The sequence below is a fragment of the Streptomyces sp. BA2 genome, from assembly GCF_009769735.1.
In the GTDB taxonomy this organism is placed as follows: domain Bacteria; phylum Actinomycetota; class Actinomycetes; order Streptomycetales; family Streptomycetaceae; genus Streptomyces.
The window spans coordinates 223,092-241,603 of the sequence record NZ_WSRO01000001.1; the positions used below are offsets into that span (position 1 = coordinate 223,092).

The 18,512-nt window shown below is 65.6% G+C and carries 7 protein-coding genes; all 7 read left to right on the forward strand.

Going from position 1 to position 18,512, the window contains the following annotated elements:
* Positions 1-446: 446 nt before the first annotated feature.
* Positions 447-2,810 carry a DUF6603 domain-containing protein gene (locus E5671_RS00955; RefSeq protein WP_160501928.1) on the forward strand — a complete coding sequence of 788 codons (2,364 nt, stop codon included), beginning with the start codon at positions 447-449 and terminating at the stop codon, positions 2,808-2,810.
* Positions 2,811-3,420: 610 nt separating this feature from the next.
* Positions 3,421-6,381: a DUF6603 domain-containing protein gene (locus E5671_RS00960; RefSeq protein ID WP_160501929.1), complete on the forward strand. Its 2,961-nt coding sequence runs from the start codon at positions 3,421-3,423 to the stop codon at positions 6,379-6,381.
* 30 nt (positions 6,382-6,411) lie between these two features.
* Positions 6,412-8,769: a hypothetical protein gene (locus E5671_RS00965; RefSeq protein WP_160501930.1), complete on the forward strand. Its 2,358-nt coding sequence runs from the start codon at positions 6,412-6,414 to the stop codon at positions 8,767-8,769.
* A gap of 32 nt (positions 8,770-8,801) precedes the next feature.
* Positions 8,802-12,896 carry a hypothetical protein gene (locus E5671_RS00970; RefSeq protein WP_160501931.1) on the forward strand — a complete coding sequence of 1,365 codons (4,095 nt, stop codon included), beginning with the start codon at positions 8,802-8,804 and terminating at the stop codon, positions 12,894-12,896.
* Positions 12,893-14,845 (forward strand): hypothetical protein, encoded by a 1,953-nt coding sequence (locus E5671_RS00975; protein ID WP_160501932.1) that lies wholly within the window; start codon positions 12,893-12,895, stop codon positions 14,843-14,845. The genes E5671_RS00970 and E5671_RS00975 overlap by 4 nt, the downstream gene beginning before the upstream one ends.
* A gap of 21 nt (positions 14,846-14,866) precedes the next feature.
* Positions 14,867-16,111: a hypothetical protein gene (locus E5671_RS00980; RefSeq protein WP_160501933.1), complete on the forward strand. Its 1,245-nt coding sequence runs from the start codon at positions 14,867-14,869 to the stop codon at positions 16,109-16,111.
* A 405-nt stretch (positions 16,112-16,516) separates the two neighbouring features.
* Positions 16,517-18,385, forward strand: coding sequence for a hypothetical protein (locus E5671_RS00985; protein WP_160501934.1), 1,869 nt, complete (start codon positions 16,517-16,519; stop codon positions 18,383-18,385).
* Positions 18,386-18,512 lie beyond the last annotated feature (127 nt).

Sequence of the window (18,512 nt, forward strand, 5' to 3'; positions counted from 1 at the left end):
GGGTGGACGGTGGCACGGCCGGTCTACGGTCTGGACGGCAGGGCACAAGTGCGCTGCACAGCGCGCGGGCCCCCTCAGCTCGTCTCTGCCTCCCTGTCCGTGCCACGCGACACCATCAGCCCTCGCGCCCTCGCATCGCATCACCAACTCCAGCGCCCACAGGACAGTCAGCTGCAAGCCGGGCCTTTAGCGCCGAGAAGATGACTAGCGGCGTTCTCCCGGTGTACTCCGATCGACGACGGGGGCTCGGCCGCCGCCTACCAGATGCACACCCTGATCTGGCATCCGCATCGCGGAGATACGCGGTCAAGCGGACGCACCAAACGGCAGCCGCCAGGGATCCAACTTGTAGCTCTCACTTTGACGATCCCCTGGCGAGGGGCTCGGGGCTGTTCGGGCACCTATGACGCAACGCGAGTGAAGCTTTCCAAGGAAAGGGGCCCCTGATGCCTGAGCGTGCAGAGTTTGTCCCGACAAACCCGACCAGTGCTGGGCCACCGGCCGAAGCCGCGGCCAGCGCGACGGGGGTCGCCTGGATGGATTTGAACTATCCGGTGGGCTTGCTGGCGTTACGGCGTCTGGGGCTCGCCTACGCCCCCGGCGACGGCGGCCCGGGCGAAGTGTGGATATGGGTGGATGCCTCCCTGGCGACGACCGCTCTCGAGATAGACGTCACCGGGCTGGGCATCGGGATCCCACTGGATGGCAAGTTCAAATGGAAGACCGTGGTCCAGGGGCTGGGGGTCGATTTCAGCGCGGGTCCGATTGAGATCGGTGGAGGGCTGGTATTCGAGGACAATGCTGACTACGACCCGCTGGTGGAGGGCGGAGTGATCGTCCGTGCCCCGCAGCTCAGCCTGCAGGCCATGGGGGCCTACGCACGGGCCAAGAAGGAGCCGGAGTTCACCTCGTTCTTCGTGTTTGTCCGGGCCAGCGCGTCCGACGGCGGGGGCGAGGAGACCATGCCTGCGGCGGGGATCCCGCTCATTCCCGGTGTCATCGCCCTGACCGGTTTCTGTTTCGGGTTCGGTTTCAACAGCCAGCTGAGAGTGCCTGGGCCGGACGAGGTGATGACTTTCCCGCTGCTGGTCGGCCTCACCCCGCAGACCGGTGGCAAGGGGGCGACGGGGCCGCTGGCGGCCCTGGATTCGCTCACCAGCGGGCCGGCGAACTGGGTGACGCCGCAGGACGGCGCGTATTGGGGAGCAGCCGGTCTCCAGGCGGTCCTCTGCGACATCATTTCCTGCTGGGCTCTTCTCGTGCTGTCCTTCAAGGATGAGGTGACCGGTGCGCTCCTCGGTCTGGTGGATATGCAGGCGGAGAAGGTGGCGAGGATCCAGGCCGACGTGGAGGCCGAGATCACCGGAGAGCGGATTGCCATCGGCGCCTCGCTCACTGATCAGTCCTACTTCATCATCAAGGACGCCAACGTCACTGGCGCGATCGATCTGTATGTGTTCATCGGCGGGGATCACCGGGGTGAATTCGTCCTCACCGCCGGCGGATACCAGTCGGGCTTCGATGCGCCCGACTACTGGCCGCAAGTGCACAAAAGGATCGGCCTCGACTGGAGCATCAACAGCTGGCTGAGTGCGAGCGCGCAGTACTACTGGATGGTCTCTTCACACGGGATGATGGTCGGCGGCGCCATGTCGTTCGACGTGGCCAAGAGCATCCCCGGCGGAAGCATCCACGGGTGGCTCAGTCTCACCTTCGATGTGACCGTGCAGTGGCGCCCCTTCTACATGCACTTCCAGGGGAGCTTGACTGTCGGTCTGCGGGTGACGATGTTGTTGGTGTCGGCTTCCGTGGAGCTGGGGCTGTCGCTGGAGGGGTGGTTGCCGCCGGTGGGCGGCCGGGTCGAAATCGATCTGCCGTTCGGCATCACGATCGGTGTCGGCTTCGGTTCGCAACTCGAAAGCGGCCTGAAACAGCTGACCTGGGATGAGTTCGCGGAGCAGAAACTCCCCGACGCCGCCCACCGCATACAGATCACCGCCGAAAGCGGACTCCTCGCCGTCCCGGGCACCCCACCCGACCCCAACGGCAAAACACCCGTCCCCTGGATCGTCTCCACCCACGGCTTCGTCTTCTCCACCCGCTGCGTGGTCCCCACCACCACCTTCCACATCAACCCCCCCACCAACTACCCCCTGCCCCTCAACGACCCCCACCACGGCGAAGCACCCGACCCCAACCGGAAACTCAACGTCCGCCCCATGGGCAAACCCAACGGAGCAGACCTGAAATCCACCCACACCGTGACCATCGCCCACGGAAAAACCGGAGTCCTCGTCGCACTCGACGACAAGGACTGGAAAGTCAACCTGGTCACCGAAGGCCTCCCCCAGGCCCTGTGGGGCACACCCCTCGACAACCTGGACACCACACCCCCCACCAGCGGAACCGGCCTCATCGACGACCAATACACCGGCATCCGCGTCAGCATCCCCGACGCCCAACTCGGCCCCTCCCTGCCCACCATCCACGCCACCGACCTCCAACTCGAAGACGTCGAACCCGACAGCGACCTCCCCCTCAACCCCACCAACACCACCCCACCCAACACCCCACCCACCCAAAACAACCAAGCCATCAACACCATCACCACCACCATCACCACCACCCAAACCACAACCGCCCGCACCAACCTCGACACCGCCCTCACCAACTGCCAAATCGCCCACACCAACACCACCCCCCAAACCACCAACGACTACAGCCCCCACACAAACGACCCCCTCACCCACTACACCACCCGCCTCAACAACGGCCTCTACAACACCAACCCCCTCCTCCTCACCACCTAACCCACACCACACACCCCGCCCCGGAGGAAGCCACCAGGTTCCTGGTGCGAGCTGTGATGGCGGGGCCTGGCGGTGCCCCTTCCGCCATGACCCATGTGTTGGTTCACACCCTCGCCCAATTGGGTCCGCGGAAAGAGGAACGTTCCGAATAACGCGGGCAGCTCCTTGGCCCACAACATGCGGCACCGGTTCGAACGCATCGTCAGTTCTGTGTGCAGCCTGATGGCATCGCCCCTCTCTTACCGGGGACTCGCTCGTTCATCCGTCGGCCCCTGCCAACGCTCCGGCCTCTCCAGGGCCCGCCGCAATCGATGTTGCCTTCGCCTCGATGAGGTCCTGCCCCCGTGCCCGCGAGTGGGGCTGTGCACAGTGCGCCGCCTCCGGTCGAACAGCGCCTGAGGTGCACCAGCGCAGAGGCTTACTCGGCGGGGCTTTGGAATTGCCCCGCCGAGAGGCCCTCAGGGTGAGGTTTGAACTGGGTCGAGGGCAGATCGTGGCTGGTCCACCTACAAGGGGCAAAGGCGGCAGGAGCTGCCGCGGTTGCAGGTGCTGTCCCTTAGCTCGTTTACGGCCTGTCGAGGCCAAAGCAACGTTATCCCGGAGGTGTGGCATGGCCGGATACCGCCCACAGGGCACGGCATCCCGCGATGCAGCAGATCCCACTGTCGGTGATCTGCTGGAGCAGTATCAAATCGACCACGGCCAGATGCCTGCGGCCTCGCTGACCCCGGTGTTGACCCGCGTCGCTGTGGTCGGTGACCCCGCGAAGCCGGATGCGGTGTATGGGGAGTCGAGCGACGGCCTGTGCCGCCTGGTGATCGGCGGAGTGCAGGTAGGAAAAAATCCTGTTTACGCGTTGATGTCGACCCGCGATATCGGCTACAAACTCTCGCACCTGCCGCTGGTGGGTGGCGGCGTGGACGCGGATTCGGATATCTCTGTGCAGCATACGGGGACGGGGGTGGCGACAGGCTCACTGGATGCGAGCCAGGTGAGAACCATCAACTCCAATATTCTCGCTGCATACGGCTCGCTGGATCCGCCGCCTTCTTCGAAGAGTGGCCCGCCGCTCTTTCCTGAGGACAATCTCGCGGAGAGCTCAGGCTTTGCCGAGCTGGGATTTACCCCTCCCAAGCTGGGAAGCCCCCCTCCCTTCAGTGAGCACGGGAGCGGATTCGACAGTTGCGTATTCCTGCCCTTGTCGCAGAAGTCGAAGCCGGTATGGGTGAACGTGTACGAAGCGCTTGGGCACATCTATGTCCGCCGCATGGGGATCACGTTGGTCGATGTGGGCACGGAGGGTGATTTCGAACTTCTCTTGTGGGTGGACGGTTCGTTGGGGACGGCGTGTACCGCCTCGGCCGACCAGAAAGAGCGGAACGGGCTCACCATCGAGATCGTGGGCCTGAGTGTCGGCTTCACCACCGTGACGGCGGAATACGGGTGGGAGCAGATCAGGGCCTACCCGCCACAGGGGCTGGGTGTTGATTTCAGGTCGGGTGCGATGGAGATCGGCGGTGGGCTGATCTACGAGAATAACGCCGACTATGACCCGCTCGTGGAAGGCGCAGTTCTTGTCACCGTTCCCCAGATCAGCATCCTGGCGGAGGGGGCCTATGCACACGCGAAAGAGAGTTCCGGCAATCCGTCGTTCAGCTCGTTCTTTGTGTTTGTCCGGGTGCAGAAGCCGCAGGGCGCACAGCAGATGCCGCCGGCTCCGGCGGCGGGCCTGATTCCTCTGATCCCCGGTGTCATCACCTTGAGCGGCTTCTGCCTGGGGTTCGGTTTCAACAGCCAGCTGAGGGTGCCGGGACCGGCCGAGGTGACGCGGTTCCCGCTGCTGCTCGGTCTCACCCCGCAGGTCCAGGGCAAGGTCCCGCAGGGCGCGCTGGGGGCGCTGGAAATGCTCACCGAGGAGCCGACGAAGTGGGTGACGCCGCAGGACAGCGCGTACTGGCTGGCCGTCGGCGTCCAGACGGTCCTCGTCGACTTCATCACCTGCTCGGCGCTGCTTGTCCTGTCCTTCAAGAACGGGCTGAGCGGTGCCCTCATCGGCACCCTGGACATGTCGGTGGCGAAGATAGCGAAGTTCCAGGCTGCCGTTGAGGCAGAGGCCTCGGGGGAGCTGGTGGCCATCGGCGCCTCACTCACCGACGATTCATTCTTCATCACCGAGAAGGCCAAGATCAGAGGCGCGCTCGATCTGTATGTGTTCATCGGCGGGGACCACCGGGGTGAATTCGTCCTCACCGCCGGCGGCTACCGGGTCGGCTTCCAGCCACCCAAATACTGGCCGCAGGTTCGCGACAATGAAAGGATCGGGCTCGAGTGGAAGATTTCCAGCTGGCTGAGCGCGAACGCGCAATTCTACTGGATGGTCTCTTCACACGGAATGATGATCGGCGGCGACTACTCGTTCGACGTCTCCAAGGACATCCCCGGCGGAAGCATCAAGGGGTGGCTCAGCCTCGCCTTCGACGTGACCGTGCAGTGGCGTCCCTTCTTCCTTCTCTTCTCCGCGGGTCTCAGTGTCGGTCTGCGGGTGAAGATGCTGCTGGTCACCGTATCGGTGGAGCTGGGCGTGGCACTGGACGGGTGGCTGCCGCCGGTGGGCGGCCGGGTCGAAATCAAGCTGCCGTTTAGTGTCAGGATCGGTGTCGGCTTCGGTTCGCAACTCGAAAGCGGCCTGAAACAGCTGACCTGGGATGAGTTCGCGGAGCAGAAACTCCCCGACGCCGCCCACCGCATACAGATCACCGCCGAAAGCGGACTCCTCGCCGTCCCGGGCACCCCACCCGACCCCAACGGCAAAACACCCGTCCCCTGGATCGTCTCCACCCACGGCTTCGTCTTCTCCACCCGCTGCGTGGTCCCCACCACCACCTTCCACATCAACCCCCCCACCAACTACCCCCTGCCCCTCAACGACCCCCACCACGGCGAAGCACCCGACCCCAACCGGAAACTCAACGTCCGCCCCATGGGCAAACCCAACGGAGCAGACCTGAAATCCACCCACACCGTGACCATCGCCCACGGAAAAACCGGAGTCCTCGTCGCACTCGACGACAAGGACTGGAAAGTCAACCTGGTCACCGAAGGCCTCCCCCAGGCCCTGTGGGGCACACCCCTCGACAACCTGGACACCACACCCCCCACCAGCGGAACCGGCCTCATCGACGACCAATACACCGGCATCCGCGTCAGCATCCCCGACGCCCAACTCGGCCCCTCCCTGCCCACCATCCACGCCACCGACCTCCAACTCGAAGACGTCGAACCCGACAGCGACCTCCCCCTCAACCCCACCAACACCACCCCACCCAACACCCCACCCACCCAAAACAACCAAGCCATCAACACCATCACCACCACCATCACCACCACCCAAACCACAACCGCCCGCACCAACCTCGACACCGCCCTCACCAACTGCCAAATCGCCCACACCAACACCACCCCCCAAACCACCAACGACTACAGCCCCCACACAAACGACCCCCTCACCCACTACACCACCCGCCTCAACAACGGCCTCTACAACACCAACCCCCTCCTCCTCACCACCTAACCCACACCACACACCCCAGGAGAACCCACCATGCCCTCCAAAGAGAGCCCTCCTCCTTCCACGCGCGTCCTCACGTTCTCCGATTCCAAGGTTCCGGCCCTCACGGGGGGCAAGTACACCATCACCATCGACCAGGAGGTCGCCGACAGCTCGGGGGTAGTTCTCAGCAACACGGATCAATTCCCCACGGCCACCCAGAAGTTCGAGGTCCACGCCCCGCGGTTCGCCTTAGACCCCAGCTTCATTCATGCCGAGCACCCGCCGAACGGATCAGTGGGCAACTTCGACAACCGTCTGGCCCATGTGAGCCTGACCCGGACAACCCTGCCCTGGGAACAGGAGCTGGAAGAAGGCCTCACCGGTGAGCGCATGCCGTGGATGGCGCTGCTCCTTTTCGCGGAAGGTGAGCTGCCAAATGACCCTCACTCGGAAGGAACCGTCAACACGAGTTTCACGGTCCAGGAGCTGCTCGATCTGCAGAACAAGCATGTGGGGGATAAGGACTACAACGTACTCGGCCCGGAGATCGAACCAGACACCGTTGTCGATCAAGTTCTGGCGGGGGTCTGCAGCACGATCGACGTGCCCGCGGCCGTGTTCACCGCTGTGGTCCCCTACGGGGAGCAGCTGACGCACCTGGCGCATGTGCGTGATGTGGGTGATGAGCCGTCATTCTTCAGGGCGTCGAACCTGGACATGACCGACCCCGGCACGTACAGCATTGTGATGACCAACCGGTTCCCCCGCACCTCCGGGAACTACGCGGCTCATCTGGTCTCGCTGGAAGGCTTCCTCGAACAACTGACCAGCTATGGGCTGCCCAAGGGCAAGGACACGGTGAGGTTGGTGTCCCTGCGTTCCTGGTCGTTTACCTCCCACCCGGACCCGGGCGGGCACTTCGCCGATGTGGTCAAGAATCTGGCGGCCCCGGGCACCGATGCGGACCACGCGCACGCCGCCGGCCAGCCTTCGCCCGAGGCCGCGCTGTCGTTGCGGCTGCCGCCGCCCATCAACGATGAATCGCAGGAAGCAATTGAGGTAAAGAACCGTCTAACGTGGGGGTATGTGCCCCTGTCCTATGTGACAGCCGAGGGTGAGCGCACGCTCAGCTGGTACCGGGGGCCGCTGACCCCCGTCCCGCCGTCGACCGTCCCCGGACTGCAGCTGCCCAGCGACACGCAGCAGGACAACGGGGTAGACACCAAGTCGTCTGACGACCTGCTGGTCTACCTGCCCGACTGGGGCGTGTTCGACCTGTCCTATGCGGCGGCATGGACCATGGGCCGTCTGGTGGCGCTTTCCCACGCACCGGCGGGTTCCGCGGTATCACAAATGCAGCAGCAGGCTCGCGCCGCCGCGCTTCGGGTGCTGTCCCGCCTGAGCACTTCTCCGGAGATCAGCGGCCTGGAGAGCGGGGTGAGCCCCACGCTCGAGGAGCTGACCGGGAACTGGCCCGCGCTGCGCCGCTTCCACCAGCTGGTGGGAGATGGTCTGGCGCAGCGTCTGGAACGGATCCCGGCGGCCGACGCGGCGCGACCGGCCGGGACGGCGTCTGTGCCGGCGTCCGTGCCGGCGAACACGGCCGGGTCCAGGGCGGAGTGGCTGCGCACTGCGCTGCAGCGCGAGGAGGTGCGCACGGTACTGGCCGAGGCCCTGACGGACGAAGCCGGGCAGGTGGCGGACATCATCGAAGCGCTCTACACCCTGGAGCTGGTCTCCTTCGACCACCTGGTCGCCGACCCCCGGATGCTGCCCCCGGAGAGCGTGCGCTTCTTCCACGTGGACTCCACCTGGATCGCCGCACTGGTCAAGGGACTTGCGAGCGCCGGCGTGAGCACCACGCTGGACCAGGCCCTCCAGGAGACCGTGACCGCGGCCGTGACCGCCCACCTGGACTCGCGCCAGCCGCCGCCGCAGGCCGGACTGCTGCTGCGGTCCCGGCTGGCCAAGGACTGGCCGGGCCTAATCATCGAAGCATCCCAGGGCGGAAACCCGGTGACGATCGTGCGCCGGGACTACCTCGGGCCGGACCTGCTGCTGTGCCTCTTCGACCAGGTGCCCGACATCGTCACGCTCGGCCAGCCCCACCAGGATCTGTACTTCGGCGCCGAGGGCGATGACTACGTCATCGACCTGCGCTATCTGAAGGGCGACCACCCGGGCGCCCCGATCACCGGGGCCTCGTTCTCACTCAAGAACCTTTTCCGGTCGCCGGCGCCGCCGGGTGCCGCTCAGCCTGAGGTCTTGCAGCTTTCCCAGGTGGTGAACCTCCTGACCACATCACTCAGAAATCAGCAACAGCTGGATACGGGCGAGCAGGTATCGCCGGCGGGATTTGCTGTCCAGATGATCCAGTCCCCCCACCGGCAGATCTTCCGTCAACCGTAACCATTGCGGAATAGAGAATCCTGGAGCTAGCTGTGACCAATCCACTGATCGTTCCCGTTGAGATCGAGGTCTACCTCGTCAACTCCCAGATGCAGAGCGAGGAGGACCCTGACCCGTACGGGCGCTGGGAACTCGACTTCTCGGATCCCAAGGAAATCTCCAACCCCCCTGAGCCGTATCCGTTCACTGGAAGGCAGGACATCGCTCCACAGACCGGGGCGCAGGTGCACTGGCTGGTGCCCGATGCTTTTCGCACCCAGAGCGATACGGACGGAAAATTCCCGCCGGTCCCCAACCGCTGGATGGTCGTCCGTTCCAGCCGGCCGTCCGGCCAACCGGAGGCGACCCCGACCTTCAAGGCATGGGTGGTTGAGAGCGATTACCTCGCCGAGTACCAGCAGGACCCCTACGACTACCCGTGGAACGGAAACTACGCTGCCTGGGCCCACCAGGTCACGGAAACGGACCACTATCCGGGATACGACCCAGGCGACTACATGCCGATGACGATCGGACGGGTATGGGAGTTGCAGGAGTGGGACTACAGCCGCACCGAGGGTAATCCTCTCTTCCTCACGGCGGTAGGGCCGGGAATTATGGCATTCTGCGGCTACCAGCCCTACAACCAGGGCGTCTTCTCTTTCTACGACAACCTGCACGACATCGACCCCGCGCAAGCGACACTCGATTACCTGGTGTGCGGCTGGTTCTCGCCGGAGAGCGGGGACATCCTCGCCGGCTCGGGTGGCGTTGCCGCGCTGATGGAGGAGCTCGACTGGACGACCAGCGGGACCCCGGACGCGATGTCCCTGTATGCCGGAGCGGCCCTGCGGCTGGAGTGGGACGACACGGCCAATGCCCCGGCTCTCACCGGGAACAGGCCCGACAGCCTGGCTCAGGTCTTTTTGGCGGTGGGGCACAACGCGGCCGACGCGGCGACCGCGCCCGGCCTGCACAAGACGAACGATGTGGCGGCCGGACGCCTGTTCCAGGCCTTTTTAACCGGCAAATTCGAGCAGCTCGATCAGAACCCCGAAGGGTTCGACGACACCCTCCACAGCACGTGGTTCACCCCGAACAACACCGATCACACCTGGCAGATCACAGACCCGCCCTCCGGGCTGTCGGAGCCGTTGACGGACGCCGAGCTGGTGAAGGAACGCAACTGGCTGGCCGACCTCAACGCCAAACAGGCGAGCTACAACCAGCTGGCCCGGTACGCCTCCGGGCTGCGGTTCCGCCTCTATGAGCTGTGGCGGCTGAGCATCACACCCTTGGAAGACAACTTCGACAACCCCGGCGGCCGCCCGGAGTCCTTCCAACCCACGCCCATGATGGACGAGCTGGCCGCAAGTCTGCGGGCAGTGCTGGCCGAGATGACCGGACTCATTCAGGACCAGGTGGTCAACGGAGTGTCGGGCATTCCCGGCCTGCCGCACGGAGACACCGAGCAGGCGTTCGCCGACAGCATCGCCAAGTACGCTGGGGCCTGGGGCCTGGACCCGGACGGCACGGATCCGAAAAAGGTGCACCGGGTGCTGAAGTCTGTTCCGCTGCCGGCGTTCCAGACGCCCAACGACCCGGTGGTCCTGCTCGGCGGGCTCTGGAAGGACCCCGCGAAAAAGCCGCAGCCGGACAAGGGCCCGCTGTTCTGCCGCACCCGCGATCAGCTAGTGGCCAGCATGCTCATCAAAACCACGATGCAAACCGGCCCGCTGGCTGGCCCGCCCCAGGGCTGGGACCGCCTGCCGCCGCAGGTGCAAGACACCTTCACCGGCCTGTTCGCCGAATTCACGCTGCTCTCCGCTGCCGCCGCCACCGGCACCGCGGACAGCAACGACCTCATCAACGACGTGAACAGCCTGGACCCCGACACTCATGTCTCCCGCTCCTTCCTCAACTCGGCGGGGAACCCGGCCGGCCCCGGGCACTTCACCGCCATCAGGCCCATCTGGGACCAGGCCTGGTCACCGGTCTACCTGCTGTGGCGGATGCAGTACTACCCGGTGCCTCTGGAGGGCGACAAGGACTACCAGTGGGTCTTCAACCCCCAAAGCGGCCGGTATGAGCTCACCAAGACCTCCACGGGCAAGCCGACGGTGGCGCCCCTGCATCTCAGCGGCCGCTGCGCCCTGACCGACGTGCCCCGGGTTCTCGTCGGGGGCGGCGCCGACCGGCACATCCGCACCTTCCCTGACGCGCCCCACCAGGGCTTTGAGGAGCTGGTCGGCAAGGCCGACGAGTTCGGGCAGATCTCCCAGACGGTGGAAGGCCTGCACCGCTCGCTGCTCCAGCGCCTGTCCGGCATCGGCATCATCCCCAATGCCGGTGCTCCATATAGCGACTTGCTCACCGACTATCCGCACGACGGCTTCCCCGCGCCCGCCCCCGACTACGCCATGGGCTCGAAGGGTCCCACGCTGCGGTTCACTCCGGCCGGAGGAGCACAGTTCGTCTTCACCTTCGCCGGAATCGTCGACTCCATGGGACGTCACCTGACGCTCATCGACGCCTGGGGCGAGGCGGATTCCAACACCTTCCCGGAGATGCACCCCCCCTACCGCGCCCCCAGCGTCACCCCCAACCTGGTCGCCCCCAACACCTACCTCACCTTCGGCGACACCACCAACCCCGACCCGGATGACATCCACGTCGATGACCAGGACTGCTATCTGCAGCTGACACCCCGCATCCTCCAGCCGACCCGGCTGCGGTTCGACTTCGTGTCCACCAACGACCCCTACGCCGACGGCGAGCTGGTCGCCCCGACGGTCGTGGATGATCCGCCCGAGGTCGCCACGCACGACCACCCCGAGACCACCCCGGTGGTCGGCTGGCTGCTGGCCAATCACCTCACCGGCTCCCTGCTCATCCACGACCAGCACGGGCGCGGCATCGTCGAAGCCCGCAAGGGCATCGGCATCAGCAACGGAAGCGAAGTGCCCGCCGTGGACTGGGCCACCCTGCCCTACTACACCGACCCGGACGACGACACCGCCTACAACGACGATCCTTTCGATGCACAGAGCGACTTCGCCACCCAGTGCCCCGAACTCTTCCACTTCATCACCGGCCTGCGCAGCAACGGGCCCGATGCTTTCGACGCCCTCATGGCTCGCATCGATGCTCCGACCACCGCCGCCCAGCCGCCCGCCACCGCCGGCACCATGATGGCCCCGCTGATCGGCCAGCCCGTCGCCCTGATCCGCGCCCGGCTCACCCTGGAGACCGACACCCTCCCCTACACCGACCCCACCTGGGACAAGGCCCTGGACTTCACCACCCCCGACTATCTAACCCAGCAATGGAAATGGAACATCCGGCTGGGCGGCCCGCCGCGCGACGACAACGGCGTCACGAAGACCACCGACGGGCTCATCGGCTACTACACCCACAAGACGGGGGCCGACGGCCGCATCGACCCCACCCAGCCGACCGACTACAACGTCTTTCGCACCCCGGTCGGCGCGGCGAGCGGCTACGCCCAGCAGATCGATGCCCACGACCTGGCCCTGCCGGTCAACCCCGCCCCCGCCCCCAAATCCGAAGTCCTCGACGCCGACGCGGCCTTCGACCCGACGAATCCGTATACCGCCTTCGTCACGCTGGTGGCCCACCCCTGGTCGGACATCAACGCGATCAGTGACGTTCTGCCCGCGGCCACCTTGCGCCTGCCCGACGAGGACGTCCGCACGCCCCTGTCCCACCTGCGGATCGCCTCGCGCACCGGTCCTCTGCTGGCCGGCACCCGCCCCGTTCCCACGGGGGAGACCGGCACCGGCGACGACCAGGTCACCGCCGTGGTCATGCCCTGCCCGTCGGCCTGGAAGGGCATCTGGGACTGGTCCCAGCCACAACCCCCCCACGAAACCGCCTACCAGAGCGCCTCCGCAGCCCAGGACGCGCAGGCCGCCGAGCCGTGGGACCACTACCCCATCACCCCCACCGACAACGCCGCGCATCTCGACCAGGCCCCGCCCCCGGCCCGCACCGGCTACCTCACCCTGACCACCGCCGTCGGCCAGACACCGCCTCCGGAGAAGGTCCGGCGGGCCGGCGACAACGCCGACCAGTCCCCTGCCCATTCCCCCGACCCCGCCTCAAACCGCACGGAGCCGCAACCATGACCACCCGCACCGTCACCAACGCCAGCGGACTGCGCTACACCCTGCGCAGCACCCCCACCTTCCTCGACACCGAACAAGTCGCCACGCTCACGCTCACCGCCACCAACGACAGCGACCAGCCCATCGACTGCCCCAGCATCAGTCTCGGTTTCCCCCTCACACCCCAGGGCCCCGACACCACCGTCCTGACAACCAGCCCCGAGACCATCCACGCCGCCGTCAGCCAGGGCTTCACGCTGACCGCCGGTTCCGGCGCCTACACCCTGACACCATCCACCACCCTCGCCCGGCTGGCCCCCGGCGACCATTTCACCCTCACCCTGGACAACATTCAGCCGCCGACGGCCCCCGGCGTCGCTCCTCTGCATCTGACCGAGGGCTCCGACCCTGCCGCCCAGATTTCCTACCCCCTCCCCGTGGTGTTCTGGCCGGGCGGCGACCAGGGAATTTTCGAGGGCTTCCGCGCCGACGACGCACCCGTCCAACGGGGTAATTCGACCACCCTGCACTGGCGCTGCGCCGCAAACCCGAAAATCCATTACACCCTGTACTACAACACGGGCAGCACGGCAGGAGACCTCCCCCCGGTAACGGACAGCGAATTACGCAATCCGGCAAACTATACCGCCGAACAGGACTCGAACATCCTGGACTTCTCCTACACAACCGAGCCTCTCTACAGCATCGCCATCGGATACCACCTCCAGGCCACCTGGCAGGAAGAGGCCAGGTACCAGACCACCGCGAGCTTCGTCATCGGCGGAGACCTCGACACCGGCGACATCAACGTCAAGGGAAATGCCGGGATCCTTCACCCCGTCGGCCAGACCGCTCTCACGGCAGGCACCGTCTACACCGCACCCACGGACGGATTCCTCTTTGGCTCCGTCACGGCGAACAACAACAACGTCCAAAGTACCCTCACGGCCCAGATTGCGCCCCGCGGCGCCCTCCAGTCGGCCGTTCACGCCATCACATCCGAATCAGCCAGCGACGAGGATAACCACAACTTCACCATCCCCGTCAGCAAATGCAGCACGCTTCAATTCACCGTCCCCTACGACGCCGACTGCTACCGGCTGATCTGGCAGCCCCTCGGCGACGGTGACCTCGTCGAAGGCACCGGGACGGACTGCCTGTCATGGAGAAACCCGCACTCCGCCGCCTCCGCCCCGCCCCCCAGCCCCGCGGGCCGCAGCGGGACAGCGGACGGCGGCCGACGCCATCGGCCCGCGAAGGACTCCGGCTGGCCGACCGGGGACAAGGGCGTGTTCGAGGACTTCCATCCCGATGACCTCCCGGTCAGCGCAGGCGCCACGACCAACCTGCACTGGCACTGCTCCCAGAACACAGACATCGAATACGACCTCTACTACAACACCACCGACCCGCAACAGGGGGTCGTGCAGGTGCACGTAGCTGACGCGGACCTGCGGAACCCCAGCAACAGCTACTTCACCCCTGACCCGGCCGACGCCGAACTCTGGTATTTCACGGTCCCCACCCAGCCGCTGAACGGCCTCACCATCGGCTACCACCTCCAGGCCACCCACACGCCCAGCGGGGAAATCAAGAGCCAGACCACCGCAAGCGTCATCACCGACGGAGACCTCACCGCCGGCAACCTGACCGCCAGCGGGCACGCCGGCATCCTCCACACCAGCTCCGACACCTTCGACATCGGCACCGCCTACACCGCTCTCAGCGACGGATTCATCTTCGCCGCACTCAACCAGGACTGCAGCGGCAACCTCCAGGCCCAGATCACTTCAGGATCAACGGTTTCCACCGCGACCCTCACCGGCCAGTCCGGATCAACGCAGGACAACAACAAGAATTTCACTTTCCCCGTCCGCAAATCCAGCACGGTTGAATTCACGGTGCTCCCCAATGACCCTTCCGACTACATGCTGACCTGGCTGCCCCTGGGCACCGGGAAACTCGCCTAACACCACGGAGGAACGCCCATCATGACCGACTACCCAGATGTCCTGCTCAGCTACGACTACAGCACCGACCCCGATATGGCGACGGTCGGCAGCATCGTCAACCTGATGTGCACCGTTGAAAATAAGCAGGACGTCGCAGTCAGCTGCGCATACATCAGTATCGACCTTAATCCGGGTGATGGACCCGAAAGCCTAGCCACCGAGGACGCCCTCGGAAACGCCACGCCCCAGAAGCCCACTGGCATCAATGCAAGCTTCACCAGAAAACTAGTATCGGGCCCTGGCGACGGCACGAGTACGAAATACTATTTCATGCTCACCCCACCGGGGTCCAAGTACTTCACTTTCAAACCCGGCGACAAATTCGAGTTCTCGCTCCAGATCAACAAAATTCTGGTCAACAATGCGCTCGGCGCAGACGGCACGCTGACGACGGCGAAGTGCAGGACCATCGAGAAAAGCTCTTTGAGCGGCAACCCCGTCACCAACATTACGGGGTTCACCGTCCCTAAATACCCCACAGGCACTGCTTTCCGCAACTTCACGACCTCCCCTGCGGACCAAGTGGTCGTTAAACGAGGAGATCCTCTCAGACTCCAATGGACGGCCAAGCCCCCCTTCTCGAAAAAGACAAAACACCCCTCCCCCCCCTACTACACCATGACAATTTACTACGACCAGGTCGATAAGCCCGTGGATGTCACGGACAACAACAGCGACAACGGCGGAGGATCCTTCACCGGCCAGGGAGGCGAGCTCCTCACCCTCTCCCACACCACCCCCTTCACCCTCTACCTCACGCTCTGCGACAAAAACGGCCAGCAGATCACCCACAGCCTGACCACACTCGCCGTGGTCTCCCCCACCGACGTCACCCTCACCGACCTGGACCTCAACGAGACCGCGAGCATCCTGACCATCGCCAATCCCGTGACCCAGGCAGATACGGCCATCGCCAGCACCGACGGGTTCCTGCTGTGCACCGTCCAAGGCTCCGCCAACAGCGAGCCCTCCGAAGTGGTCATCAGCCTCACGCCCCCCGAAGGGGGGGACGCCGTCCCTTACGTCATCACCACCGATGAGGGATCCCAACCGGACGACGGCTACACCTTCGTCGGCCCCCGAATCCTTCTCCCCGTCGCAAAAGGAACCACGGTCAATCTCATCCAAACGCAATCCGCCGGCACTTACCGAGCCATGTGGTACCCCCTCGGCACCGGCCCTCTCCTCGGCCCCCTTCCCCCCCAACCCGCACCCTCCGCATAACCCGCTGCCCACACCCAGCCCAGACCCGGGCAGCGGACGAGGCAACTTCATGACAGAAGAATCTGCCTGCGCTCAGCTCCCCACGGCGATCAGCAAGCCATCTCGTAGCAGTCGAGACGCTCACGGTTACAGGAAATCCCGCCGACACAGCACCACAACCTGGAGATCAACCCACTGCTGGCCCAACCACTGCCACACCTGCGAAGACAGGATGCACGTCGGCACCGCCTGCTGGTCAGGGTGGGCAGAGGCGAGGGCCAACAGCGCGGGACAGACCCATAGCCAGAACAACGAATTTCAGAGACATCAGCGCAGGCAGAACTGCGCCAGTTGTCTGTGTGCGCCCCGATACGCCATGGCGCGGGACGCCCTCGCCCCTCCCCCTGTCCGGAAGGAAGCACCACCATGACAACTACCTACAATGCGGCGTTCTCAGCGCCGGCAGTGCAAACCCCCTTTGACGGCCATAGCCACCGCGCACCGAGCCTGTACTGCCTCAACACCGCAGCAAACACCTATGACCGCTACGAATGGTCCGGCACCAAACGCCCCTGGTTCGGCGACACACCCGACGGTCAGGGAAACCTCGTAGGGACCGCAGCAGACCCCGGCCTGTTCGGCCACTGGGACATCCCCTGGGACACCGTCGACGGCACCCTCTGCGTAGACACCAAACACATCTACCTGTTCAACGGCACCACCTGCATCTACTACACCCTCGAAGCAACAGGCTCCTACACCGACCACACACCACAAACAGACGACGTCATCGACCCCATACCCATCTCCCAAGTATTCGGAGCCACCTACACATCGGACAGCACAACCAAGCCCCCCACACAATCCACGGTCTTCCCCCTCCCCAAAGTCGACGCCGCCTTCCTCACCGCCAACAAGAAGATCTGGTTCTTCGGCGGCAACCAGTGCTACCTCATCGACGCCACCACCCACACCCCCGAGGACGACTTCAAAGACAACAACGGAAAACCCACAGCCCTCAACATCAACGCCACAACCAACGCACAAGGAAACCCCTGGACCGGCTGGACCGGCCTCCCCAACGACCTCAACAACGGCATCACCTGGGCCGCCCCCACCCTCAACAGCGACGGCACCGTCAAAGACAAGGCACACCTCGTCACCGGCACCGAATGGGCCCCTGCCGTCCCCAGCACCAAAACCGCCTGTGTGCAGACCTACACCACCCCCGGCGGCCCCGATCCCACGTTCACCGTCCCCGCCGGCGTCAAACAAATCACCGTCGAACTCTGGGGACCCGGAGGAGGCGCCGGCGACAGTATCAACGGCGCCGCCCACGCCACCGGTGGTGCCGGAGGTGCCGGCGCCTATCTCCGCGATACTTTTAGCGTCGACCCAGGGAACAGCCTCAGCTTCCATGTGGGTGGTGCGCCAGGTGACACTCAGAGCACTTACTACCCCAGCGGCGACGTGAAGCTCGTCGCAGGCGCCGGTGGGGGCGGCGGCGGGGCCGGGGCCCAGGGCATCCCCGGGGGTGACGGCGGCGGCGGCTCCGGCCTCGCAGGCACCACCACCGAGGGCTACCCCGGCGGCCCCGGCGGTGGCGGTATCGCCGGCGGCAAGGGTGGCCAGGGCGGCCAGGCCACCGTTCTTGGGAACTTGTGCGCCAGGGGTGGTGATGGTGCCGACACAGGCCCCGCCGGAAATCCGGGCGGTAACGGCCAAGACGCCCTTCAGCATGGAGTGGGCCCCTACGGCGGAGGTGGCGGAGCCGGCGGAAGCAACGGAAGCGCCGGCGCCGGCGGAAGTGCCGGCGTCGGTACCGTCCCCGGGGTCGTGGCCCAGGCCGGGACCAGCGGTCACGGCAGCGGTGGAGGCTACGGCGGCGGAGGCGGCGGCGGGATCGGTGCCAAGACCGAAGGCGGCGGAGGCGGCGGAGGCGGCGGAGCCGGAGGCGGCGGCGGCGGCGCGGGCGGTCGCTGCGCAGGGAATACGCCCGGTCCCGGCGGAGGCGGAGGCGGAGGCGGCGGCGGCGGGATCGGCGCCGGAGGCTACGGTGCTGGCGGCGGCGGCGGCGGTGCCGGCGCTTCGTTGGGCTTCGGCTTTGGCGGTGGCGGGGGCGCCCAAGGCCCGAGCCTGACGCAGGCCAGCACCCACTTCAACGCAGGCAACGGCCCGACGCCCGCCGGCTATTCGCCCGGCGGCGCCGGCACCGGAGGCAGCCCTGACAGCAGTGGCCCGGGCAACCCCGGCGCGAACGGCGCCGTCAGGATCACCTGGACCCCAGGCGAGTAGCCCCCGGGCGCTTCTCGCGCCCCTGCCCCGGCCGCACCGGTCACGGCCGGGGCAGGCGCCCCAGCATCGAAGTCCCGTCGCCCCGGCCATGCTTCACGGCATGGCCGGGGCGATGGGACGTCGTGGC